A 26,704-nucleotide genomic window follows, 5' to 3' on the forward strand; every position below is an offset into this window, starting at 1 on the left:
ATCAAATATGTTGTGATCGGAAATTACAACCAAAAACTGCATTGAGTTATTTTAGAAAGTTGGGGCATGGCGGGGATCGTCCAGCTCTATTCCAATGCCAACAGCAACTACTCCGTTCGTGTCGACGCACGAACCCCGGATGGAAGCCTCGCGGTCGGAGCGATCGTCGTCAGCGCTCACGACGGCGCAGGCATTCTGCTTGGTCAGGGCGAATTCAAGGTCGCGTTCACGCTTCCGGCGCAACTCGTCGACGGCGGTCGGCTCAGAACCTGGAGCGAGATTCAGGCCGAGATCAAGGCGTTAAGAGATGCGGCCGATGTCGCGTCTGCTGCGCTGATGGAGCAGGCAAGGGACCGTTTGCGCGAGGCGTTGATGGACCTTTCGATCGACCTGAACGCGAACGCCGGAGCCTTTCTAGGGATCGACGGCGTGGGACTGGCCGGCGCGAGCGCGACGGCGCGGCTGACGATCGATCTCGTTCTTTTGGATCCCGCCATCAAGCCCAAGCCCGCGGACGACGCCGTGTTGCTGACGGCAAAGCTCGGCGCGACGGGGACCGTGGACGTCGCCGGCAACGTCTGCACCGCCGCCATGCAAGTCGAACTCTTCGTCACGAGGGGCGCACTCATCAACGCGATGCCTTCTTTTTCGGTCGACTCTCTTGCCGCCGCCAAGATTCCTCCGTTCGACTTCCGTTGGCCGAAAATCGACTGGCCTACGCTGAGTTGGGCAACGCTCGATTTGTCGCGTCTCGCCAGTCTGCTGCGCTTCGACTTGCCTATTCCTAAGTTCGGGGACGTCGATCAACCGCTGCATGTCAACTGGAGCACTCCGCCGAGGATTGCGTTCTCGATCGGTGCGAACAATCGGCTCGCGATCTCGACCGCGCAAGACGGTGTCGGCGAGCTCGTCTGCGATACCAAGGATGCCGCCGGCAATCCGGTGGTGACGCAGATCGCCGATATAACGGGTTTCAGGATCGCGCTGACGGCTGCCGGAGGGCTCACGGTGGCCGGCACCATCAGGGCGGCGGCGGTGCCGATCGATCTTCCACGGAAGAGGATAGAGCAGCCCGACGCGCTCCCCTTCACGATCGAGAGCGATCCGGGCAAATTGACGATCGCGATAACGACCGACATCGACCTGCCGCATGCGGCAACTGCGGACATCACAGCGGTACTGGATCTGCCGCGTATCTTGATCCGCGCCAAGAGCGATCCCGCGTTGCTCTTGGCGTTCGCCGCGACCTACGAACAGACATACCACTCCGCAACCGGCGCTTCGTCCGGCAAGCTCACGCGGCTCGCAATCGTCGAGCCCTATCCGGTCGCGCTCGTCGCCGTCGCCATCGGAAAGGCAGAAGATGCCGCGCAAGCGTTGATCCGCTTTCTCGGCACTATCCACCTGCCGACGCCGGGGGTCCCGGACACCGGCCTTCTCGCGGTGCTCGAGCGCATGGGCGCCATGATAGGTGCGGCCGTCTCCTGGCTTGCGCGCCAGGCGGGCTCCGCGGTGGACGCGCTGCTCGGCGTCGCCGAGGCGGTCGGCAACGCGCTGCAGGCTATGGTGCGGTGGCTGACCGATGCACTCGGCGGCGTTGCCGCTGGCGGCCCGCGTATCGCCATTGAAGTTCGGCTGGACTCGCGCACTTTCTCGTTGCGGCAGATCGTCGTTTCTCCGGTTTGGGACACCGCTCCGGCAACCCCCTTCAAAGGGGAGGCGCTCGGCCTGGCGATTTCGGTTCCGCTGGACTGGAGACCGTCCCTCGTCATTGATTTGGATGGCCCCGCGAGCGTGGCACTCATAGCGGTTCAGGGGCAGGCCGCTTCTGCCATTACGCTGGGGACTGACCTTTGGTTGTCGCGGGACGCCGGTGTCGAAGCGGTTCGCGATACCGATACGAAGGGCGAGCGTCCGGACGAGCGGCTGATTCAGATCTCCGCGAAGCTCACGGCGGCGCAGGCCGTGTCCGTGTTTCGTTTCCGCGCTGGCAAGGCCACGTTCTTCGAGTCGATGTCGGCGTCGGTGGACGAGGTCGTCGACGGTCAGTTGAAGATAGCCCGCATCACCGGTCCCATCACCTACAAGAAGATCGACTGGAGCCAAGTTGTCGTCGAGGGGCAGGTCGCTCACGATGCGAAGGATCGCCTGCTGCCGTTCCTGCAGTCGTCCAAGGGCGACAGCGGCGGTAGTTTTCTCGATAGCCTCGGTCAGTACATAACCGTCACTGTCGGCGACAAGCAGGAGGGAAAGGACGGAACGGTAGCATTGCCGCTCAAGGCGAAGCTGACGGTCAAGGGCACGACCGTCGACTTTCCCCTGACCATAACTCTCGACCTGAAGACCTTCGATGTCCGCTTCAAGGGCCCCGAAGTCATCGAGATCAAGGGAACGCCGGCAACAAACGGATTTGATATATTCGGTCTGACCGGGCGGATCCTTCCCAAGACCTACAAACAGAACGACGCGCTTCCCGCCGAATACGGCTTCTACAAACTCGACTTTTCGAAGGGGGATGTACGCCTAGCTCTCGCCGATACGGCGCGGTTAGATCTTGCGTATGGCAAGGTTGCGAGCGGCGGACGCGGGATCGTTTTCCGTATCGACGAGTTCGGCATGTCGCGGAGGGGGCTCGATCTCGCCGCCAAAGTGGACCCGGAAACTCCCGTTCAGCTTGCCGGCGTCGATATGCCATTCCGCTTCGACAGTGGTGGATTATCGATCAAGAGCAGCGAGATCCAAGCGTTCTCCATCAAGGGGTCCGGACAGCTTCCGCCGGAATTGGTTGGCGAAGCCAACGCCACGATCTCCATTTCCATGGGACGTGGGAAGGATGGCTCCCTCATCGTGCAGAGCGCCGAAGCGACGCTCGACAAGTCGAGTGACCCGATCGTTTGTCACGGCACCCGCTTCACACTTACGCTTTCGGCGATCGGCTTCGAGTTTCACGACTTCTCGTCCGATGGGGCAGGATACCACTTCTATTTCACGCTTACAGGGACCGCGGAATTCAAGCCGCGCGCAGGCGAGTTCACGGACGGCTTGCTGAAGAATTTCGGCAGCCTCACAATCACGCTCGACAAGGCACCGCTCGCGCGCGACGCGTCGATGTTGCTGCGTGCCATAGAATTCCAGGTCTCGGTCGAGCCGAAGAAGCGCGTCAATTTCTTCAATCTGTTCACCTTCGAACTGCGAGGCATCGGCTTCCATCCCGCGTCGCCGGCGTTCGGGGGCAAGCCTGCGATGTCGATCTCGGGTCAGGTCAACTTCGTCGAGGCGGGAGACATCGTCAGTCCGAGATTCGATTTTCATAAACTTTGGATCGCGCCCCCGAAGGATGGCGATTGGCGGCCGCAGGTCCGGTTCGACGGATTGACTGTAGGCGTGCGCTTCGGCGGAGCCGCTTCGATCGAAGGCACCGCGATCGCGGTCGACGATAAGCTGCCGAGCCTATACAAGCCAGGAGCCCTTCCAGCCGACGTGACGGCACACGGGTTCCTCGCCTCAGGCAAGCTGACGATCAAGGGGTGGGGCCAGATGGCCGCCTCCATGGGCTTCCTCGAACTGCAGAAGCAGGGCGGTGAAGTCCGGCAGGCGTTCTTTCTTTATGCGCAGGAGGGCGAACTTTCGATCGAGATCCCGACTCCGCTCGGGTCGATCTATCTCCGCGAGGTCGGCTTCGGTTTCGGATACCGCTTCACTTTGGCCGCGTTCAACCGCGCGGACAAGGTCCACAGCGTCAAGGAATTGATCCAGGTCCTCGACGATATCTCGAAGTATCAGGGCGAACTGGCGACGGTGACCGCGTGGGAGCCCGAAGCCGAGGGCAATCGCCTGACCCTCGCGTTGCGTGGCCTGATCAGCATTTCGAGCGCGTCGGAGGAAACCGACTACAATGCCGACGGAGAAAAGGACCTTCCGAACCCCGTACTGTTCGACATCGTGGCGGCGCTGCGTAGCGACCTGACCTTCTTTCTGAACGCGCGCGTATGGATCGCGCGCAACTATGCGGACTGGCACGATTCGAGCGCGACGGCCGATGCCTGGCGCACCAATCCGACTTTGCGGGGCTACGTTTACCTGTCGGTGCCGCGCAAGGAATTTCTTGCCCGTATGATCGCCGACGGCACAGGCGACGTCGAAGGGAAGCATCCGGAATTGCCCGCGCCGCTGGTGCAGGCGATGAAGGCGATCCGCTGGTCCGCGACGACGTACATACGCCCCGGTCTATTCCATCAGGAATTCGGCTGGCCATACGAGCTCGGATTCACGTTCGAGCGCGGCTCCAATTTCCAAATCGTCTGCCAGGGCGGCCTGGTAAACCGCATCGAGGATCTCTCGATCCTTTACGGCATTGCGTTTCGCGCCAAGGGCTTTGCGCAGATCGGTGGCTCGATCGGCGGACGCTCGTTTGGAGCGTCGGTGGTCGCGCGCGCCGATTTCTCGATCGATGCCAAATTCATCGCCTACCTATCGATCAAACGCTTCAACGACACGCTCTTTTACGGGGCCCTCGCGTTCGATGTCTCGATCTCTCTGCAGGTAAGAGTTTGGCTCGAGTTCTCCGTTGGGTTCACCGACATCCATCTCGAGGTGGGCTTCTCGCTCTCGTTGACGATCTCGATTGCGCTCGAGGTCGCGGTCTCACCGAACGCGATCGGCGGACGCGCGGCGGCCTCGGTCGGCGTAGGAGGGTTCGGCCGGTCGATCCGCCTCGGAATCGGCGTCGGATTCAACGAAGGAGCGCTCGTTACCGCGCGCAGCCGCGTCGAACGCTTCTTGTCGCTGGGCTTGACGGTCGCGACACCCGATGCCGAGCAGGGCGTCGCTCCGCCTGCACCGGAGCAGCCGCGCGGTCCGGCTTCCCGCGATGCGGACCAGGCCGTAGATCATGCGCTCGAGAAGCACGACGAAGTGTCGGGCGTGGCCGTGCCCGGGGTGCCTGCGCCGGCGCCGCAGGGGCGCGCACTCGAGCCGAGCGGCTATTGGGCGATGCTGTTCCCGGTGGCCGGTGAGGCCGCGAAGGGAGATGACGAACGATTTGTGATGACTTTCGTGCCGCGAGACCATTCGGAGACCGGCCTCGATTCCTCCGTCCTTCCGCGCAGCACCGCAGGCGGCAAGGCGTTGGGCACGTTCTACGCACCGCCATATGCGGCGGGCCCGAATCCGGACGCGCTGGAAATTGTCGGCGTGCACCTGCGCGAGGCGGTGACCGTCACTCAACTGTTTCCCGACGGGAGAAGCGCCGATCACCTCTTCGACGACACGTTGGAGCTCAAATACGATCTGGATGCCGTGGTCTTCCGAAACAAGGACGATGTCATCAAACTCGGTAATTTTCTGGCCCAGTGTTTCGTCGTCCGATCGAAGGAGACCACCGCCGCGGCCCTCGGTGAACCCGACGCCAAGCCTATTCAGGCTGGTTCTGAACGACTTCCTAATGCGCGCGAGGCAGCCGCTCAGCGCCTGGCCGATGCGGGCCGCGACCAGGTCGCGCTCGGGGTCGAGCAGCGGGCCGCCAACGACATCGAAGAACGCAGGTCGGCCGCCGTCGCGGCATTGTGCGAGTCGGCCGCTAGGCTGGCGGCAGGCGGACCGGAATCCTGGAAGGTCGCGGCGCCCGAAGGTCTCGATGCGCGTGGACTCGGCATCGCCTTCGTCATCAAGCGCAAGGATATCAGCATCCTTTTTGGACCAGCGGCGGACGACAAACCGCGCCCGGCGAACTTCGATCTCAGGGCGCGGGACACCGTTGCGGTCACGCCGCTTCCAAGGGGGACGAGCGTCCACCTTTTCAACTCTCCGGAGCGGATGTTCCGCACACTCGGCCCGAAACTCGCCGAACCCATCGTCGAGGCGACGCGCAGCGGCATCCGGCTCGATTGGGATCTCGAGCCGGCATTCGGGCGGTCGACCGGAGTCTGGGACGACCCGGAGTTCGACCTCAAGCACTACCGCATAGAGCGTATCCTCACCGACATGCAGGGTGGCACGGCGCCTTACCCCGCCCGTCGAGTGACGGTAAAGGCGGCAGCGCCGATGCGGCTCGTGCGCGACCTCGGCACGGGGGAATTCGTTTGGCGTTTCCTGCGGCCGAATGCGCAGTTCGTCGACGATCTGTCCGATCTGCCGTCGGACGTACGCGCAGCCATCCTGCCTCCGGGGTCCGGCCAGACGACACAGTCCTTCGGGATGGTGCGTTACGTCATCGTGCCGGTCGACACGGCGGGCACCGACGGCGCCCCGACGCCGCTGCAACTGGTTCTGGCGAAGCCGCGTAAGATTCGTGACGGCGTCCGCCGCGCAGTCCTCCATTTCGAGTACACAGGAGACAACGGTCAGATCCCCGGGATCGATGCGCGTCCCGCGAAGCCCGCCCTCAAGCTGGGCCTCGACGACGGCAGGGACGGACCGCTGCCTAAGGACCAGCAACCGGACGATAGAAAGACGGTCGAAGGGGAGCGCAAGTATGTCTTGAGGGTGCGCAAGGAACGCAGCGTACCGACAGGGCTATACGGCGGCGACGCGGTCACCGACGCGCTGGCACGTCCATCAGCGGGCGACTTCGCGCAGAAGCAAGTGGCCGACGAGGATTTCGAACTCACGTTGCCTCTGAACAGGTCGAATGCGACTCGGAACAGAATTCCGCTGTTCGAGGATCCGCTTCTGCTCGCGGACCGCGACGGCTATGGCTTCAAGAGGGTCGAGCCAGGCAATGGGGCCGACCTCGACGCCTTCTTCAAGGCGATCGGAGTGGACGTGCCCGCGGACATCCGAATCCGCGACGGCGCTCTCGGAGTGCGTTTCGCCATTCGCCCAAAGGAGTCGCCTGCTGAAGCGCCCGCTCCCTGGTGTCCGGTCGACATCACGATGATGATCGACCCCCGGGAGGATGCTTCCGCAAAGCTGCCGCCGATCGCGGCGCCGATCGAGATATTCGAGCATCCGGTCGCCGTCGACGCGGCGCCACTGCTGTTCGATGACCTCGGAGGCGAGGCAGGACGCGTGCTCGTGTGGCATCCGGATCAGAGTGGACTGCTGAGCAAGCTGCTGAATCCGACACCTGACGATGGGGCGCTTGTCCTGCTGCGCGACGGCTCCCGCCGCGTCGCCACACGCGTGCGATGGAACGGGCGACCGGCGGTGGATGACGACGCCTACGCCGGCAAGAGCAGCTCTAAGCGACTTGCCCGGTTTTTCGGCGGCTTCGACGTGTTCGAGATCGATGCCGCCGGCGAGGTAGAGGGCGCGACGAGCGCACCTGCGGCAGTCGCAATCGCATACAAATTCAGTACGAAGACCGCGGACACCGATCCGGGCGCAGGAGCCCTGCGGCTGAACGACGTGGACCAAGCGCGGGCGACCGGGATCTTCCTCGACCTTCTCGACAAGTCCGGCAGGGATCGTTCGGACGGTCTCGACCTGCTCGATCAATCCTCCGAGCACATCAAAGGGCAGGTCCGGCTCGTCAAGGCCGACGATCCGTCGCGCTGGCTCGCCTTCGACCTTTCTGCTGCGGTCAAGGGCAAGGGCTACCGAAAACTGATGCTTGCGTGCACCGACGCCAGCGGACCGCGACCCTTCGCGGACAATGACGGCGTCGTCCTACTGTTCACGCGTTTGCCGGCTCGCCACATCGCGCGAATGCAGGCCCTCCCGGGGTCGATGGCGAGGCTCGATCCTGCGGAGATCGCCGACTTCGCGAAGGTTGAAGCGCATTATCCGAGCGAGACGCGCAGGCTCCAGAAAAAGGCCTCCGGTCGCCGCGCAGCATGGTACTCTCCAGCCGAGAGCTTCATCGCCTGGCCTACGCAAGCACTTCGTCGCTCGCTGTCCATCAACGTCGATGAGTCCATCCTCACCGAGCTGTTGTCGAACGGGCGACCCACTCGATTTGAGGCCAGCCTTAAAATAGGCGACAAGGTCTACGCGGTGTCACGACTTGGAACGGGTCCCAGTCCGTTTGACTCTGATCCAAGTCGGCCGTGGACCGCAAGGACACTTCGCGCACTTTTGCAGGGCCTTACTTGGGAGCATGCGGCCGGCGAAGTGGATTTCAAGGACAACCGCGACCCACTTCGGAGCGCACGCGTAACGATCGCGGCCCGCAAGATCGAGAACGGGGTTCTTCCCGGCACTCTTCTTGCGAGCGCAGAATGGCAGGTCGATCTCAATCCGGCACTGCATCCCGTGCTCGCCGACGCGATTGATTGGGCGCGCTATCAGGCGACGCCAGCCGCGGCATATCCGGCGCTCAAGCTCAATGATCCGTTAGATACCCTCGTAACCCCACCGACCCTTGCGGACTGCACCGGAGTAGCGTTCTCGCTTTCCGCATGGCCTGAACCGCTGCCGCGTCCGGCACTCGGATTCCGCGCCGGCAGCGAAACCACTTTCCCGGCCCAAATTACGTTCCCGCAGACTGCCAGGACCGGTGAAGAGAAGTTCAAGATCGTTCAGTCCGCGCTTGGGCGAATGGTCACGAGCCTCTCCGCGCGCGGGAGAGCAAGTCTGATCTCGGATATCGACGACGCACGCACACCAGGAAAATATGACGGCGTAGTGCTTCGAATGAGCTGTGTGACCCGGGCGGGTGATCCGCCGGTGGCGGACGTATCGTTCCGCGTCGATATCCGCTCGATGGTCGAGGATCTCGACGCTTCCGTATACCGCCGCTACGAGCCCGTACTCGAGCCGCTTCCGAAGAACGGTGCGACGGACGTCGCCGGCTGGTTCAACGAAAGTCCCGCGGAGCGCGATCCCTATGGCTGGGGCATTCTCCGCACGCTCGGGCTAGGCGTCGGCTTACGGCTGTATGATACCGAGACGCGGGATTACGCGACGCCGCGGGAGACGCTGCTTCGTCTGCAAGCAGCACTGTCCACCTCGCTCACGTGGTACGCTGATCTCGACGTCGGTGCGCCGTTCGTCGATGTGGTGACGCGGGCGGGTGGTACCATGAAGTTGGCCTCGTTCGACGGCGGCACGCCCGGGACCGATCAGGACGACGTCCGAAGCGTGCTCGATCACGATGCACTGGCGCTGACGCAGATGTCGCTGCGGCCGTTGCCGGACAGGTGGCAGAGGACGGCTGATGGACACATCGGCCCTCCGCCGGCAAAACCCGTGGCCTACCTTGCAGTTAGGAAACATGCCTCGGTCGACGCGCTCAAGATCGACATGACGCTGGTCAATGTGGTTGGCGGAATTGCGGTTGCCGACGTGCGCGACCTAACGGCGGGTCTCGCGAAACCACCGTCGGTGATTCTGTCCAGCCCCATCACGGAAACGGACGAGGAGCAGAAGAAACTACGCAAGGCGCTCACGGACAACGCGGGAGCGCAGTCGACGTTGACCATCGATGTCTCCCGGGCAGCTATCGGTGACGTGGTGGTGCTAGTGCGCGCCACGGTGACCAACGGTGATGCGGCCGCGATCTTCGGCGATGCGTGGATCGACGGCGGCGCGTCCCGAGTCGTGGAGGAGGTTGTCGATCCCATCCATGATGGCGAGCCGTTCGTCGAGCCGTTTGGACGCTTCGGAGACATGGCGGCCGAGCGCTATGGTGCGCTGGCCCGTACTCATGAGGGGATAAGGGCGGCCAACGCGGTACTGCGCGGTTACGCCGTACGCCGATGGCCGGACGGATGGCCGACGGCGGAGGCGGAAAGCGCCTTGCTGGCCCGCATTCCCGATTGGAGCCGGCGTTTCGTGGACCATGGACCCGGCTTGAAACCGTCGCGCGACGTGCACTTCTCGCTGGCCGAGGTGACCCGGCCCGATCCATGGCGCGTCGGGGTGCAGGACGACGGCACGATGGAGGTCCTTTTCACCCACGACGACCGAAAGCGCCGTTTGAAGCGCTATGCTGTAAGGCCATTCGGTCGCTACGAGGGTTTCGTCGACGCGTTGCGGGCAGGGAAGAGCGACAGCGCCCCGCGCGTGCCGCAACTGACCGGCGCGTGGAGCGACTGGCTTGCGGGTTTTGACGACGCGCAGAAGCGTTTCGCGGACAGTTGGAGCCGGCGAATGCTCGACATCGTCATCCCCCGCACCGAACCACTCGCGCCCCCGGTGCTGGTCGATGCCAAGCGCATCGAGATCCTGCCGCCCGGCGAACGTGATCCGAAGAAGTCGCGTCGAGTGCTTGAATTTCTCTACAAGCGGCACGCGGAGGAGATCCTTTCGGAGACGAGTGTCACGGTCGAGGGAGCGCTCTCGTTCGAGACCGTTTCCGTCGGCTTCTGGCGCGAGTTCGGCATGGAGCGCTGGGCGCAGGATCTTGTGAAGGGCACGGAGCCGCCGCTTCCGATCAACACGGCCGAACCGTTCGGCAACTGGGACAGGCCCAAGCCGCCCGCGTTGATCGAGAGCCACGACCATTTCGGAGGCCTTGCGGTCGTCGAGGGCCGCGATGGAGCCGGCCGTGTAGCCGAGTTGCCCGGTCGTTATGCGGACGGATGGCGCGGTGTCCTCGCTTTGCGGACGGAAGCGCTACCCTTCTTCTTCCGTGTCCACGCAGCAGCCTTCGCATCGGCCGGCGTAGTCGTGTCGGAGCCGGTGATCGCTACGGTGGAGGAGGGCCATTACGATCTATACCTCCCTTGGAAACAGCCGCTCTTCGGTACGACGACCCCGGGGCCACGTTGGTCGGTGCAACGCCGGGTACCGCAACACGGTGAGGTATTCGAGCCAGGCGTCTATCTCGCATTCGGTTTGCCGCTTGTGCGGTTGGTCGACGGGATGCCCCTCGACACGCGACCGATCTGGCTTTCCGAGGAGGCCGTGCCGGAAGTCTTCACGCTTCCGGATCCGGCCGCCCGCTACGAGATCAGGGCGATCGCAGCCGATAGTGCGGGTTTGTCGGCGGCGTCCGCAGAGCTAGATGTCTTCGGACAGCAGCGCGCCGAGGCCGACCCGAACGAGCCGGCCAAAGTACCGCCGCAGTCCGGCTACGGCTTGAACATCGTTGGCCCCTTGTTCAAGGGTGGCACCGCTTCCACCCAGCATCCGCATCGTTGTACCAATCATCGGGTCTGGTGGCAGCTCGAGATCTCCGCAAAAGTTGCACAGAAGGATGTGCTGCCCGCAGAATCCTTTGCACCAACGATCGAGGGCGGTGTCGGAAGTCCCTTGCTTCTGTTCGAACTGCACCCGGATGCCTTTGCGAACGCGGCGTGGCGGAGTATGGCGCCGAAAAATGCCGCTACGGTGACTGTGACTGCGGTGCCCACCACGAACGCCGGCTGGACGCAGTTCAAGGCCGACGTAAGGGCATGGCGGGACATCTACGCGCCATATGCGGCTGACCCCACCGGCAGGCAGGTCCTGGATTTCCTCCAGCGCTGGGTCGACACCGACGGAAATGGTCCACCTCCGGCGAACCTCGATGTGCCGGACTTTGTCTGGGGTCTTCCGCGTCTGCCCGACGGTCGGCCGGCTGCGGTGCAGATCGCTGTCGGTGCGGTCGAGGCCTGGCAAAAGCCGGACGCTGCCGGTATCGCGGAGCGCGAGATGGTGGCTGCACTTGAGATCGGCAAGGCAGCAGCAGGTTACGATCAGAATAAGTTCGACGAAGGCATTCGTGATCCACTGCGTGCCGAGATGCGCCGGCTTTTCATAGCTCGCAAGGAATACGCGATGGAAAACCGGTTCCTTGATTTTCCGCCCTTTGCCGCCCCGCTGCCGGCCTCTTTGGCAGCCGCTGCGCGAACGGCCGGTCTTGCGCGGGAGGACGGCTCGCGCCTGATGCCCGATTGTGTGGATGTGATCGCCTCGGTGGCTATCGAGATAGATCCGCGAATCGACAGGGCAAGGATCGTCGATCTGATAACGGCGGTCGAAGCCGCTCCGTTCACCGCACTTGCGATCGCGGATCTCGGCGCACTGGAGAATGGCGCGGCAAGCGCGGTGGTCCATCTGCCGTACGGTGCTCTAGCCAGAGCGGACGTAGTCGCGGCGTTGACCGCGGTCGGCGCCGGAGATCAGAACTCATGGCGCGCGGTTTCCTTGCTCTTGCGGATGCCGCCCGAGGACGAGGAACGAGATGCCATCATGAAGGCGATTTCGACCGTCGCCGACGAAACGGTCCGTCGCGACCTGTTGGCGCTCGCCGACGAAGCGATGGCCGGCCAGGTATTCGGTCCTGGGCGCACGCCGGGTCTCAAGGTCTTTCGAGGCGCTGCGGATCCTGCCGAGGATGCGATCGTCCGTGCCGAAGGGGAGGCGTCGCCATGCCGATGATACCGTTCCGCCGCGTCTTCATCGATGGTCCGGATTTCGGGCTCGGCGATCGCGTTTGGAGAGCGCGCGTCAATCTCGGGCACCCCTTCGATGCGAGAAAAGACGTTCCCGTCGTCCGAAATCATTCGATCCGCCTTCTTTCGCAGGCAGCGATACCGTCCGACGCCACTATCGTGGGAGAAAAGGAAACGGGCAAGAAGACAACCGCGTCGTTCCATGAACCATTGTTGCTGACGGCCGCGATTGCGACCCGAAAGTTCGGGACCGATGATGAAGCTGCGGCGATCGACATTCTATCGGCGACATTCGATCCCGTTCAGCTAGAGGGCGAAGCAGATCGGTACAGCGAACTTCACGTAGTGCCGGCCGCCGATTGGCCGGACGGTGTATTCGAGAAGATCGCCGGATATTTCGAGCTGACCGCTCCAAGGCTCAGGGCCACGAGTGGAGCGATACGTGTCGGTTACGCAAACCCAGCGCAGTATGGCAAAGCCCAGCTTTCCGCCCGGCTTTCGATGAATTGGACTCCGCTCCCGACAGGGAGGGTGAACATTTTCGGTGCGCTGCAGATCGATACCTTCCCGACAGAAAATCGCTATAGCGGACAAAAGGCGAGGGCTGTTGCGTTCGAGTTGGTGCCCGAAGGGGTCGAGTTCGACGCATGGGTTCCAAATCCGTTCAAGGATACGATAGAGCTTCTCCAGGTGCGGTTGCGGCTTGCCGTCTCACCGGCGAACGGCACCGGTATGCGGCTCGATCTGGTCGGTGGGCCAGGTGCGCAGAGCCTGTCCGAAGGACTTGCCTGGATGTCACGCGACCTTGCGGCACGTGGCGGCAATGTGGTGCTGCAGGTCGACACGCGCGGGGTGCCGCCACTGTCGTGGCCGCTCGACTACGACAAGGTTGCGAAGGCTTACACTTGCGGTGCGCCGCAATCGATACCGGCGGTGCAGCTGCGGCCGGACGGCATCGGTGTGAAATTGCTGACCCGCGCGGATCCTTCCGGGGGCGAGCCCGGCGTTGCCGATCTGGTCCGTCACGTAGCGACCCTACGTGTGCGCAAACCGTCTGACCCGCCGGTGCTTCGCATCGAGGCCCGGAGCGATGCCAACTCGCCGTTACCAGCATCGAAGATTGCGTTTTCATGGACCGATCCGCCGGACGCTCCGAGGCCTGCTGGTGGGAATCCGGATACCGTGACAGTGCAATCCTTCAGCGGAACTGCCGCAAGCGAGTCGCTCGCGACGCGCCTGTCGAAGGTCTGGGGCGACTCCGGTGCCATACCGACCGCGTCTCGTCCGCCATTCGCATTCGTTGCATTGGACCGTGGCTGGGTCCAGATTCCGCTGCCCGATCCGCCGGCCCCCGACGCCGAGGAACCTGCGAGCGCGTCGGTCGGGCCCTCGGCTTTCGCCGGACTCATGCGCGTCGACGTGCCGATCGGATCCGCTCCAGCCGCCGTCGGAGCGGACGGCACAAGTTGGCCCGGTCTCTCGATCGTCTCGTCCGCGAACGTGTCGCTCACCATCACTTGGTCCAGAGCGCTCGACGGCAATGCGTCGAGGACGATCACGGTGGAGCTTTACGATCCGTACGGCACGCTGGACGGAGTGCTGTGGGCAGGAGAAGGGAGCCCTTCGCCGGTCGAGGTTCTTCCTCCGCGTGACGCCGGTCCGGCTTCGCTCGACAGCATTCCGATCGTGTTCGGCGGCCGCAACATCTCCGGATGGAAGGTCGAAGTCGGCAAAATCGATGCGCGCAAGCTTGGCGACATCGGCTTTCCGCTTCCGTTGCTATCGGGACCGGAGAGCGGGCCGCCATTGCTCGTGTGGCACGCGAACAGCGACATCGCGATGGTTTCATCGGTGGCCATGACGCGCACGGCGGAAAGCGCCATACGACCCTCCGCCACCCGCGAGCTTGTTCCGACGCAGGTTGGTCGGTCGGGGCGGTTGGTTCTCAATTTCGGCGACGGTACCGCCCGCCTTCCGCGCGCCGTTGTTCCGTTCGGTACAAGCGTGCATGGGGATGGAAGCTGGCGCTGGCCGTGGCCGTCGAGGTTCGCGGCGGGGCAGGATCCATATCTTTCTTCGCCGCGGGAAGCGGCAGGCGTGGCCGTCGCGGCTCTCACCTTGCCTGGCGTGGAATTTACGCTCGGAGAGGGAGCAGAGATGCTGTCCTCGGATGAGAGCCTTCTGGTATCATTGCGCTACGATCTGCCGATCCTCGACGAGCTGTTCGCGAACGCCAAAGCTCCCGATCCCAAGGCAGTTCCTGTCAAGAAAGAACCCGCTCAGGAAACGCGTCCTACGGCGCTCGACCTCCGGGGACTGTCGAACGTCTGGTTCGAGAACGCTCGACGAATCGCGCGGGCGCGGACCGAGGTTGATCGCGTCGTCCAGGAGGAAACCGACCTCGGGAACGGCCAGTTCCGGATCTCTCTCTGGCATTCATCGAACGCGGAAATGAAAAACGGATCGGTGCGCGGGCTGGTCGAGCCCTACGTATGGAAGCCCGACGCGTTTGCCTTCAAGGTCACGCGGGCCGGTCAAAACGTCAATCTAGGCGCCTTCTGTCTGGGATCGACTGCAAAGGGTGACGACTGGTTCGCGGGCACGAAGGCACTGGGCGGCCTTACCGCGAATTATCGCATCGAGGCTGACAATCGGCTGGTGCAGGACGGCGCGGGGCTCGTTAAGATCGACGGGTTCGCATCCTCGTCGTTCAAAGCCAGCCCGAAGCCGGCGATCGCCGGCGACCCCGACCAGCTGCATGATGCGCGTGGTCTGTCGCTCGCGTTCGACCCGAACACTTCGTCGGCCGTATTTACGACGCGAGACATCTCGGTCCGCCAAGCCCCCGACGACCGCCGCCTGATGCTCGCCACTCGGTGCGCGCCGATTCCGCTCGCGATCGGTCCGAACGAGCTGAGGTTCTGGTTCCGAGATATTCCGCTGCAAAAGAACGGAAACAAGCTCGTCTTTGACCGTTCGGGCGTACTCGAAACTGGCGCCGGTCCGGACCCGGAGGGCATCAACCGCAATCGCGTCGCTAAGACGCTCTACGAGTGGCGCTTCTATCCCAGGGTTGGTGCCGACGATCTCGGTGAATTCGAAATTCCGCTCGGGGGGCCTTTGGTGGCGCGGCCGCTGCGGCTCGTTGCGTTCGAGATGAGAGCTGATAGCGGCGCGCCTTCCCTTCTCCAGATACTGGCATCGGTCAAGCTTGCCGGGGCGAAGCCCGAAGCCGGCAGCCCGAAGCAGATGGTGTTCGGCGCCGAAAATGCATACGGATCCGGCAATCTGGTGTTGCTGAAGTTCGACGACTCGGCGGGAGCATTCGAGTTCCGGGAGATCTCACAGGTCATCGTCGGCGACTCGGCCGACGACCCGTTCCCGGCTTCCCCGACAGCCGAACTCGTCTTTCGCGCCACCGCGGCGGTCAAGCCGGTATCCGAAGTGCCGATCGCCCTTAGCCTCAAATTGAAGGCGAACGGGGGGGGAGTGGACATTGCAACGGCCAGTCTCACCGCAAGACTGTTCGGTCAAGCCTGCATGTTCGGCTTGCGCAGTGCGGCGTTTTCGGCAGACGGCGTCACCGCGTTCAGTGACGGCGACCCCGGCACAAGCCCATTGCAGCTGAAACGGATTGATCTGGCCTGGCCAAAGGTCGGCAGTCCCTCACTGACTCTTACGTCGGCCAAACTTCGAGCACCGCTGCGGAATGAAGATCCCAAAAGCCCCTTTGCTTTCGAGCGCGACTACGGCGCTGACAATGTGCGCTGGCTCGAGCTGACTTCGGCTAGACCTTGGATAGAGGAAATCGACCACGACGCTGGCGTGGTTCGGATGGCGATCAACGACACTACCGAGATCTCGGAGCTGTTCCGCGGTTTCCTACTTCCCGCCGGTCGACTTCGCGCCGTGATCGCTTTCGTTTTCAAGCGTACGATGTCGGGGACCGTCGGCAAATGGCCGGTGGCCGATCTCGGGTCGGCATTTGCGGAGTTTGCGTTCGACGCGCAGGGGGAGGGGGCCACGACCCAGCGGATTAAGTCGATCCGTCACCGGCACACGGGACGTTCGTCTCCTCAAGTGGCATGGTCCTCTTCGCTGCGGATCGATGCCGATTTCGCGGCGGCCGCGACGAGTTCGATCGGGTGGCCGGTCGGACACGCATCCGTGGACAAACCTAAATTCGACGCGCTTCCGGGCAACAAGGACGACTGGAAAGCCGTGCTTACGATGGACCCGAAGAAGAGTCTCGCCCTGGAGCACAAGGCGATGCCGCGGCTGAGCGGCCACCAGTTGCCGCTGAACCTGCTTATCATCGAGAATGCGCGCGTTGTGTTGAACGAGCCGTGGCTTTTTCGCGCCGTGGTCGATCACGAGCTCACACCGATTGGCGACATCGAGTGGCCCGGTAGTGGTGGCAAGGCGCCGCTCGCTTGGACGTCCATCGACGAACTGAGCCTGTTCGACATGAATCGTCTGGCGCGCGCGGCACGCTCGGAGTTTCAACCTACGAACAACTCGTCGGACTACGCCTTTATGGCGCGATACCGCGACGGAGGAAACGAGGCCGATATTCGGATAGCCGGGGTGGTGCGTCGCGCGCTCGCCAACGCGGGCTTTCCGGTCCGGGCAATTCTCGAGCAGGTGCGCAATTCCTATCCTAGGGACGATAGCCCTGTGCCCAATTCCTTGTTGTTGACTGGATCGAGCGTGACCGAGGCGGTCACGACAAGCGCCGAGTTCGAATTCGGCGTCTCGTTTGTCCCGCAATGGATCTTGCCGTGGGCGCAGACGGGTAATGAACCGACCATAGCTCCGTTGGACAAATGTCCGCAGGCCGGCACGGCCTTGTCTCAATATAGCATTGCCGCCTACGACGCTGCTGCGGCAGCGCCGCGACGTCTCGACGGTCCAACGGCGAAATCCTTCTCTGCGCAGGACGGAACGCAAAGTCTCGTTGAGGAGCGCTTCGGCGCGGTGGTCGCCGCATCTGCGGCGGGTGCGACGGCCACGATGGCGGTCGATCAGTTTTTCCTGGAAAAGAAAAACAACGTCCCTGCAAACTTGCTCGAGCGTCCGTTGTTCGTCCGCACATTGTTGGCACTTTCGACGGTTGCGGAAGCGTTCGGACGTACGACCGACAAGCGCCGTTTCGGGCAGGCCTTGCGTTGCGTCGTGCCGAGCCAGGATACTCCGCGCCGGGAGGTGAAATTCACCGTGACTGCGTGGCCACGCGACGGTGGTCCGCTCGACGTGCCGCAGCCGGCAGTCACCCTCCTGGTCGCGGACGACCGATCGGTAGGAGCCGAAATGCTCCCGGCGGGACTGTCCGCGACCTTGTCGGATCCCTCGAGCGACGAACTATCCGTGCAAGGCCCCCAACGGGCCGATGCGGCGTTGCGCGCATTCGGCCTGAGCGCTGCACCGCGCATCGTGATGCTCGCCCGCGTCGATACGTCGTACTTGACCATTCATGACGCCAAGCCGGGGAAGGATGCAGAGCGCACGACGATCGGCGATGCGATGATGCCGCTGCCGCACGTCGACTGGAAGTTCGCGGAAGTGACGACGCCGGGCTTGGTCGGACAACCATCGCTCGCTTTGCGAGACCGTGCGGTAACGATCTACGCATCGCCTGCGCTTGGGTGGCCGAACGATGAGCGTATCGCCGATCTCGCTCAGGCTCATGCGCGGCTCGGCGGCGAGGAAGTTCGGCGCAGCGATCATGCCTGGGCCGGCCGCGTCCGGAGTGTGTCTTGGTCCGCCAAGGCCTGGGGCTTGGAAGAAGGTCCGGAAGAGCCGCAGGACGTGCGCGACGGAGAGGAAGCCGGGAACGCGGCGTTCATCGCGGTGGGCCAGCGTACGGCATTCCGCCGGCGCGCCGCGAAGAATTTCCGTTCCCCGCCCGACCGTCTAACCGTACTAGCGCCACCTCGAGCGCGGGCACCGACGGTCGAAAGCATGGTTGCTGCATTCCGCGACTCAAGGATCCCGGGCGAGCCCGCGAAGCCTGCCGACCGCTCGCGGCTGGCGCCTCTTCTCCCTGGGCAGGTCGAGATCACCACGACGGGGCAACGGCCCGGCGCGATGATGACTTTGCATGAAGGGGTTCTGCTGACCTGGCCGCACGCTGCGTTCGATCCCGAGTTTGCGCGGTTCGGCCGCCCCGCTGCACGTGGTCCGCTGATCGCACGGCAATTGCGGGCGCCGCGGTCGTCCGTGCTGCCGGACGAACAAGATCTGCAATTGCGACGCAGGACATTCATCGCCGGCGACGAAGTCGTGGCGGGGAGTTTGAAACCGTTCAAGTTGGTGGAGGGTCCCGCAGTCGTCGCGCGGTTCGACCGCAGCCTCGACGAGGACGACCGCAAGCTCAATCCGCGCAGCGTGACGCTTACAGTCGACTCGCCATCGTTGGGCTGGCTCTCGCCCACGTGGGACGGCAGAATTCGTCTCGTCGCCAAGGTTCCCGGCGACATGCCTGCGCGCATCGCGCTGGCCCGCATCGGTTTGCTGCCGCCCAGACATGGTGACCCGATGACGTACCTGCCGCACGTCACGCTTCAAGTCGGACCTGCGGTGATCAGGTTTCAGCAGATGGTGTGGGGCGAAACCATCGACCAAGGCACGCATACAGGTGATCCGAACGCGAAGCGCCTGCTCGTAGAATTCGGAACGGACGATGGCGCGGCCCGGGAAGCCGCACGGAGCGCGATTTTGATTGCGCTTCGTGAAGCGAGTGCCGATACGCCGATGCGGCTTACCGTCCGCTGCGGGACGCCGATCCCGGCGACGACGGCGGATACGGCTCTGAGTCCCGATCCGCACGAAAAGCTGACGCTCGCGCCGGACCGGCCTGCAGCGGCCGGCGGCGATGAGGACCTCATTCCCGGACCCCCCAACGTCCTGGTATTCGATCTTCCCCACATTCCGCCCCGGCGGCGTTGGCTACCGATCGTGCCCTTCACTCTCGCTTTCGGAGATCCTGCGTACGATCGCGAACTCGGCAGCCCCGCACGAACCAACGTCCTCGCCATAGACGACGTCCCGCACGTGCTTGCGGTCGATCGGGCGGAATACGACGTTGGAGCGACGATCCATCTTGCATTTTGGAAGCGCGAGCGGAAGACGGATGCGCCGATAGATGCTCCCACCGGAGCATGGCTGCTGAAGATCGAATTGGTGCCGCGCGAGGGTGGTCCGGCGCGACCGCTCGGCATTACTGCCACGGCCACCAATGCGATCCGTTACCAGGTCAAGGGTTGCCGTCCCTACGCGGTAAGCATTGCCAGCCTGCGCGAGGTTCAGGACGGCACGCCGCTGAACGACGTGCCTGCAAGGCTCTCTGCAGGTGACCGCCTTCGGATAACGATCCTCAAGGACGATATCTCTCTCGCGGTGGACGTCGGTATCGTCGCGGAAGCCGTCCTGCCTCCGCCGGCCTCATCGTACGGCTTGGCAACGCTGCAGGCAGGAGGCCCCTCCGTCGGAACGGCGTTGTTTGCCACCGCGCCGCTGCCACAGAAGATAGATTTTCCGGATCTGTTGGGCGATCTTGTCGCCGGTCACGTGCGCCGCCGGGCACTATTCCTTTGGCCGTTCGTCGTTTCGCGCGCACCGCGGCCGGAAGAACCGTTCGCCTATCTAGTCAAGGTCGACCGCACGGGAGGCGGCCAGCAACCGAATGCGCTTTCGGATTTCGCTGCTTATGACGCCTAATGACAGCCGGATCACGTCCAGTGGAATTGAGGATAGCAGCAAGGAGAGGAAACGATGGCAGGAAATTCGACCGAAGTGGACGCACCGGAAATAGTGAAGACCCGCAAATCGTTGAGCGCGAGCATACTTCCTTCGCCCTTCGTCAACGGACTCTATCCGAGTCAGGACGGTACGCACACGATCGGCCTGGCCGGCGAATACAGAGGAGCCTATGGAGATAAATGGAGGCCGAAGTCCAGCTTCTTCGACGCGCCGCGGGATTCAGGAAAGCGCCATGGCGGCGCGGATATCTATGCGACGATCGGGACGCCGCTCGTTGCCGTAGTGGACGGCGAACTGGAGCAGCACCCGGCAGACGGCGACGGGATCGGGAATCGCACCTGGCTGACGTTCGAGGATGGCGGCGAGCGCTGGCGGTTGATTTACGGTCATCTATCCAGTTTTGTCGGAGGTCCGCGGACGGCGACGCAAGGGGAAGTGATCGGTAGTTCCGGGTGCTCCGGCAACGCCGACTACGATGGAACATGTACGGGTCACAATCGCTGCAACATGTCATCCTCGCACGTCCATGTGCAGCTCGTTCGCGTATCCGACAACACCAAATTCAATCCCATCGAAGTCCTGCGGTGGCTGGTGAGATTCCAAGACGACGACAGGGACGTGGATTGCGACCGGTTCCCGTAATCTAAGTACGATGAGATGGCGTTCTCTTGCGGGCACCGGGCTTTTCCAGATGCTTCCGATGCGTGTCGCGGAACGGCACCCCCGCAGGACCTTAAAAAGATCTGCTAGGCACGCCGAGACGGGCGGAAACCATGGATAGCAGCAGCCCCGCCTATCTTCCTTGGCCCGTTTTGCCTTCGATTGCGTCTAGAAGAAGCAGCTTTGAACCGTGTTGTTCCCGATCGCCACTCCATTGCGTTCATAGTCAGGGCGCTGAAGGAAGTTCGAGGTCGGAACGCTTGGCCGCATGTCGTCGGGCAAGCTGATCATGTCGTATCCGTTTTCGTCGCCGGTCAAATTAGTCATCTCGAATTCTGCCGCCGTCAACGGCTCCGTTCTTCCCTTCCGCCTAGCGAACAGCACTGAATCCAGGCGCTTCTGCCTTTGCAATACTGGACCCACGTCGATATCGAGGTTTAAGGATGTATCGCGAGGCCTTTTGGGGGGCGCCGCAAGCCGCTCGTGTTCGGACCAGTCGTCCGGAACCGTTCGGCTGAAAGCAATCATGGCTTTCACTGTCTCTACTTTGGTTTCGTCTCTACTTTGGTTTCGAACGAGGCCTTTGCATCGCAACTAAGCACCACGCTTTTCGCGTAGAGAAGCTCCAGAAAACTGTCTCCCTGTTCGGCGAGGAGTTCAACACTGTTGGTGCCGAGCAATTGGTTGCAGCCAAGGGCGGTCGAGATGGCGCGTGCACCCGGCGTTTCGTATTCGAGCCCTTCCTGGACGTCGCACCTACCGTTTCCGCCCGACTCAAAGCCGCAGATTCGGACGGCCTGCTGTTTCGTGATTCCCACTGGCGGCAAACCTGGCGTAAGTACTCTTAAATTCGTTCTCGGCGTTGGCCCTATTGGGCAGAAAGCCATACTCGGCCGCAGCACTTTTGGCAGATCTGCGACTACGGGTATGGGCTTACGCGGCGGAGTTGGCGATTGCTGATCATCCGGATAGGACCCCAGCGGCGAGTAAGGGCTCGTGCGCCTTGTTGACCGTCCGCGCACTCACAGTCTGACAGCGGCACTGCCGTGACCGATTGATTTTCCGCCGGCAGTTCTCGGCCGCTTCCGTTGCGCCCGCGCGTGAATGCCGCCCTTGACCCCGGGCATCTCAGGCATGTCGAAGGGTTCGCCGCGTTCTGAGATGTGGGCGATGACCTCGTCCAACGTCCGCAGAGCCTCGGCTCTGGGAGGCGGGGCCGCGAGCCACGCGCTCGAACTCTACTTATCTACCTTGGTGCAGTACCAGCGAGGTTGCTTCTCGAAGCCAAGCTTGCAGCCGTAGCAGAATCCTGCGTTCCCCGTCCCGGGAAGCGTGTTCCAGTTGCAGTTCGCCACTCGCACGATTTCCGCGTTGCCGTCCATGCAATGAAGTTGATTGTAAGCCTGATCGTCCACGCTGCCCTGGGCGGCATTCAACGGTGAGTTGTCCTTGTTAACGTCGATCCAAGTCTTGTCTTTCTGAAACAACCTTAGTGTTGTCAGTGTTCCGCAATTCGATGGTCAATGTGTTCAAGGTCGCATTCCTCTTTTCACGATGACCTTCATTTCCCGCCCAAGCTGCTCATGGCTTGGCGACGGTATTGCGGGCAACAAACCCGTCCGTTCCAACGGGCCCGGCGCGGCCATAGCGCGCGAACAGGCGAACGACCGAAATTGCTTGAATCAAGCGACGTCCTTCCTGGCGTGCCGATGCCGGTTTCGCCTCACTGCTTTCCCGGAGACAGTGATGCCTTTCAACTTGATCCTGCCCGGCGGGCGGGTGAGCGACCCGTCCGGGAAGCTCGATGCCGCGGTATGCTAAGTGCCGGTCAGCAACCAGTTCCGCGCACGCAGTATGCTAATTGTTCATGCGCACGTTCGTAGCAACGCTGCGCTTGCGCATCAGTAAAATTTCCACAAGCTCGCATGTCTAGTTGAAAATTGCGATTGCAGTTCGCCCTGATATCCCTGCAATCTGCCATTGCAGCGACAGAATAGGTCGACACAACGATGCTGAAAATCAATACTTTCCCTAGCTTTTTCATCGCTTGCTCCTGAAAAATTAGGCTGGAAAGTTAAATAGTTGACATTATCAACTTAAAGTATAACGGCGTGAAGATGTATTCGCAAGTTATTTCGCTTCGCTAAGCAGCGTATGTTGCGCGCTAATGGCCATTCCGTGGAGAGACGTATGCTCTCAGCACGATTGTTTCTGTGCCTTGCGATCTTACTTGGAATCGCTTCCAGCGATCCCGTGAAGTCTGAGGAAAGCGGGCCCCAGCTCGCCCGGCAGATACTTTTGCCGCTTCTGACAAAGTCAGATTGGCAATCCTCGTCCTTTAGCGATGATGGGCGCCTTCTGCTGGTCATCGACCAAACCCGATCCTTTGTGCTGGATGTCCAGAGTGGACGTGAGCTCCGGCCAGTAAAAGTGATGGGGGGAGACGTCCTGATTTGGGCCAGGCCGCGTCCAACTTCCTATGAGTGGATTGCCGCTACGACCACAGGTCGCTTCCTTCGGGTCGATGCAGCCACCGGCATGACCGAAACCCTATTTGAACTCAGGGACCGCCTTGGCCAAGCCGCCTATCGGTCAAAAGCTATATCATTCGAGTTTCTCAGCGGCACCGAGTTCGTCGCCTTCGTAAGGACCCCGCGGGAGCGCCCCAACGAAGGCGGTGGCACTTATGGTTGGAATGACCAGACCCTGTTTAGCTATGATGTTGGCTCAAATAAATTCACGGGGTTTCGACCCGTTACCTCCAATGAGTTTATGACAAATCTCGATGCCTCGGTCGCCGTGCTGCCGAGGCGGGGCCTTGTGGCCGTCTTTGACCCGAAGTCCACCGCTGCGATAACGATATGGACCGCCAAGACGGCCAGTACCGAAACAGATCGCTTTTCGCTTTCGTGCAGAATCAGCCAATCCTCTGAAAACTACGCGGTCGAGGTTGCTCCGTATCGAAATGGTTTTGTTGCATTCGGGAAAGCGGCCACCGCTGACTATATTGGCGAGGAAATGTTCACGACGGCGGCCTGCCATGAGCCGGTCCCTGGGGAGGAAAAGGCCGGCCCGGCTGCGCCGGCGGTTTGCCACTGGATTTTCGAGGGCCCCCCGATTGTGACCGCCAGCGCCGGACCGGCAGACGGAGAATTTCTCTTGGTTCGACAAACGCTCGACTTTGAACGCGCGCTGCTCAACCCATCCGATTGTATATCAACGCGTCAGTCCATCGCGAATATTGGAGAATTTTATCGGCCATGGAAAATGGCAAGCGATGCCAAGATTATCGCCGATAAGACACTGGCCGAAGGCGAAGAGTTCAACGTAAGAGCTCTCCCGGACAAGCACGGGTATGTAGTCAACGCCGCTGGAATGCTGGCATGGATTCCAGTCGACGGAACGAGACCACGTCAGATTGTCGAACTGGTGGGAAGCCCTACAAGTGTGCTCGAAATCGAAGCTGGGCCCGGGTTTATCATCAATGGCAATATCCTCGGGCCACTAAAAATATTCGACACCCAAGTCTCGCGTCTTCGAAATGTAACTTACGACTACGGCACCTATTATGAGAAGGCGTGGATTTACAACAAGCCGTACGCCGTAGTTCGCGGCCTCGGCGCCGTCGCCGTTCTGGAATTCAATGGCGAGCTGGCCTTTTATGCGGCGCGGTCCGACGTGGACGAGGCGACGATTCCCAAGCCAGCGCGCCTCAAGGTCAACAGGCCTGGAGGCCTCTGTGTGTCCGATGACGGACGCCGCGTCCTCGTTGTCTCCGAGGAAAACGTCATTCAACGTTTTCAGCACAAAGCCGGGACTGGAGAATTCACCGAGACGGCGCGCCTGTCGCTCGGCCCCGGCCTCGATCTTTATAAGATAGCCTGCGATGCAACTGCAGATCAGGCCGCGATCTCCGACTCGTTGACCGACAAGATATTCATTGTTGAGGCTGGAAAAGCAAAACTGTCGATTTTCCAGACGATGAGCGTGAAAGGGTCGAGCAGTCTGACGGCGCGACCTTCTTTTTCAAGCGACGCACGCCTGCTTGCTGTTGGCGGTGACCTGTTTTCTCGGGCCGATCGCACCCGTCGCTTTTCCAAGACCAAACTTCAATTCGATCCCACGCGCATCGTCTTCAGCGACGATGGCAAAAATGTCCTGTCGATCGGCAGCAAGACATCTTTGTATCGCGTAAACCGTGCGAAGCGTGGCGGGATAGTGCTGCTCCCGTTGGCAGGAGATTTTGGCAACGCGAGCGATGGTGCGTTTGTCGACAACAACGCTATTATTTTATCAAGGTCTTTGGAAGACTTGGAAGTGCGATCCCTATCGAATCGGTTGATAGGTCAACTTCTGTTGGGCAAGGACGAGGACTGGGTCTTCACCGACGCGGCAGGTCGATTTGATCTCAATGACATCGAGAAGCAGGCAGCAGGATACTGGGTAATGTCCGATGACCCCTTGCGCGCTCTGCCACCCGCGATTTTCATGCGAGATTACTATGAGCCACGCCTCATGCGGCGACTGATAGACTGCCGCGCAAATCAAACCGCAAGCGACCCATCATGTTCCGATTTTCGGCCGCTTCGAGCCGTCACCAGTCTAAATCGCGTGCAACCAGACGTGAAGATCGTCTCGATCGATCCTGAGACAGATAAACAGGATGAAGTCGTCGTGACGGTGTCAGTCAGCAGCGTGGTGGCTCCCCCCTCAGCCGCGGGAGTTGGACAGCGCCGTGAAAGCGGAGCGTATGATTTGCGTCTCTTCCGTCGTGGGCAGTTGGTCAGACAATCGCCGGAAATTGAAAAGCCCGATGTCCTCGACAGCGGTACGCAGGAAGAAGAATTGGCTCGCTGGCGGGCACAGCGTTCGCTCCTGAACGGCTTGCACAACGCGGTGTTTACCTTCCGTCATGTACCGCTGCCGGGAGGCGCTGCAGGATCGACTGTTGAGTTTTCTGCCTATGCCTTCAACGAAGATCGTGTCAAGAGCGAAACATTTTATCGACCTTTCGAGTTGAAAGCTCCCTTGGAAAAGAAGCGGCGCGCCTACCTGATAGCGGTCGGTGTTGGCGCCTACGAAAGTCCGGCGTGGGATCTCCGGTATGCGGAGAACGACGCCCGTCGCTTAAACTCTATCCTTGAACCGCGCCTCAAGGCCACAGGTAAATACGAAGAGGTCGTATCGGTCGCGATCACGAGTTCATGGGCCCTCAAGAAAGACGGTCAACGGTCGTTGATCACGAAGGACGCGACGAAGGCGAACGTCAAAGCGGTGCTTGACGTTCTCTCAGGGCTCGGCCGCGCCGAAGATCTGCCTCCCGGCCTCGTCGCTCATGGGACGCTTGGGAAAGCGCAGCCCGATGACTTGGTGGTGATCCTCTACTCGAGTCACGGCTACGCGGACCGGAACGGAAATTTCTTTGTGTTCCCGTACGATATCGGCGTGATGCCGTCCAGGAAAGTAACGGATGATGTTCTGGCGCGGGCCATATCGAGTAGCGATCTATCTTTCTGGCTACGGCACGTTGACGCGGGCGAAACGGTGATGATTATCGACGCCTGCCACTCGGCGGCAAGCGTGGAAGGGGGCGCTTTCAAGCCGGGTCCGATGGGGTCTAGAGGGCTCGGCCAATTGGCGTATGATAAAGGCATGCGAATTTTGGCCTCTACCCGCGCGGACGATTTGGCTTGGGAAAGCGAAACCACGAAACAGGGCTTGCTAAGCTTTGCCCTGATCCAGGACGGAATCGTTAACGGAAAAGCTGATAATCGGCCGACAGACGGGCGCATTGGCATCGGCGAATGGCTAACCTACGGCACCGAACGCGTGCCTCAGCTTTACAGAGATGATCGGACTCGAACGGGAGCGCGATCGGGGGGGCGGCTAACGGTTTTCGACAGCAACACGCACTTTTCGCGTGTTGTCGAATCTGAGAACGGCGATGTGACCAACCAAACACAGCGCCCGGCGCTTTTTAGCTACCGCCGGGAAAAAGATCCCGAGTTGGTCAGAAGGTGATT

The 26,704-nt window shown here is 61.7% G+C and carries 7 protein-coding genes; 4 read left to right on the plus strand and 3 right to left on the minus strand.

Going from position 1 to position 26,704, the window contains the following annotated elements:
• The first annotated feature begins 66 nt into the window (after positions 1–66).
• From RAD15_RS08640 to RAD15_RS08650, 3 genes are read left to right on the plus strand one after another with little or no spacing between them, the layout of a single operon-like run.
• The gene (locus tag RAD15_RS08640) at positions 67–12,246 is read left to right on the plus strand and encodes a hypothetical protein (RefSeq protein ID WP_458176368.1); all 12,180 of its coding nucleotides are present in this window, start codon (positions 67–69) and stop codon (positions 12,244–12,246) included.
• Entirely contained in the window at positions 12,237–19,979 is a 7,743-nt protein-coding gene (locus RAD15_RS08645; protein WP_458176370.1) for a hypothetical protein, read from the plus strand. Before RAD15_RS08640 ends, RAD15_RS08645 begins: the two co-directional genes overlap by 10 nt.
• A gap of 54 nt (positions 19,980–20,033) precedes the next feature.
• Positions 20,034–20,663 carry a M23 family metallopeptidase gene (locus RAD15_RS08650; RefSeq protein ID WP_458176372.1) on the plus strand — a complete coding sequence of 210 codons (630 nt, stop codon included), beginning with the start codon at positions 20,034–20,036 and terminating at the stop codon, positions 20,661–20,663.
• Between the two features lie 186 nt (positions 20,664–20,849).
• Here the strand turns inward: RAD15_RS08650 and RAD15_RS08655 are convergent, their stop codons facing one another.
• From RAD15_RS08655 to RAD15_RS08665, 3 genes are all read right to left on the minus strand, one after another.
• Positions 20,850–21,218: a hypothetical protein gene (locus RAD15_RS08655; protein ID WP_458176374.1), complete on the minus strand. Its 369-nt coding sequence runs from the start codon at positions 21,216–21,218 to the stop codon at positions 20,850–20,852.
• Positions 21,219–21,223: 5 nt separating this feature from the next.
• Positions 21,224–21,499, minus strand: coding sequence for a hypothetical protein (locus RAD15_RS08660; protein ID WP_458176376.1), 276 nt, complete (start codon positions 21,497–21,499; stop codon positions 21,224–21,226).
• Between the two features lie 420 nt (positions 21,500–21,919).
• Positions 21,920–22,168: a hypothetical protein gene (locus RAD15_RS08665; RefSeq protein ID WP_458176378.1), complete on the minus strand. Its 249-nt coding sequence runs from the start codon at positions 22,166–22,168 to the stop codon at positions 21,920–21,922.
• Positions 22,169–22,871: 703 nt separating this feature from the next.
• Here RAD15_RS08665 and RAD15_RS08670 point away from each other — a divergent pair.
• Entirely contained in the window at positions 22,872–26,702 is a 3,831-nt protein-coding gene (locus RAD15_RS08670; protein WP_458176380.1) for a caspase family protein, read from the plus strand.
• The last annotated feature ends 2 nt before the right edge of the window (positions 26,703–26,704 follow it).

Source organism: Bradyrhizobium sp. 14AA (assembly GCF_054185205.1).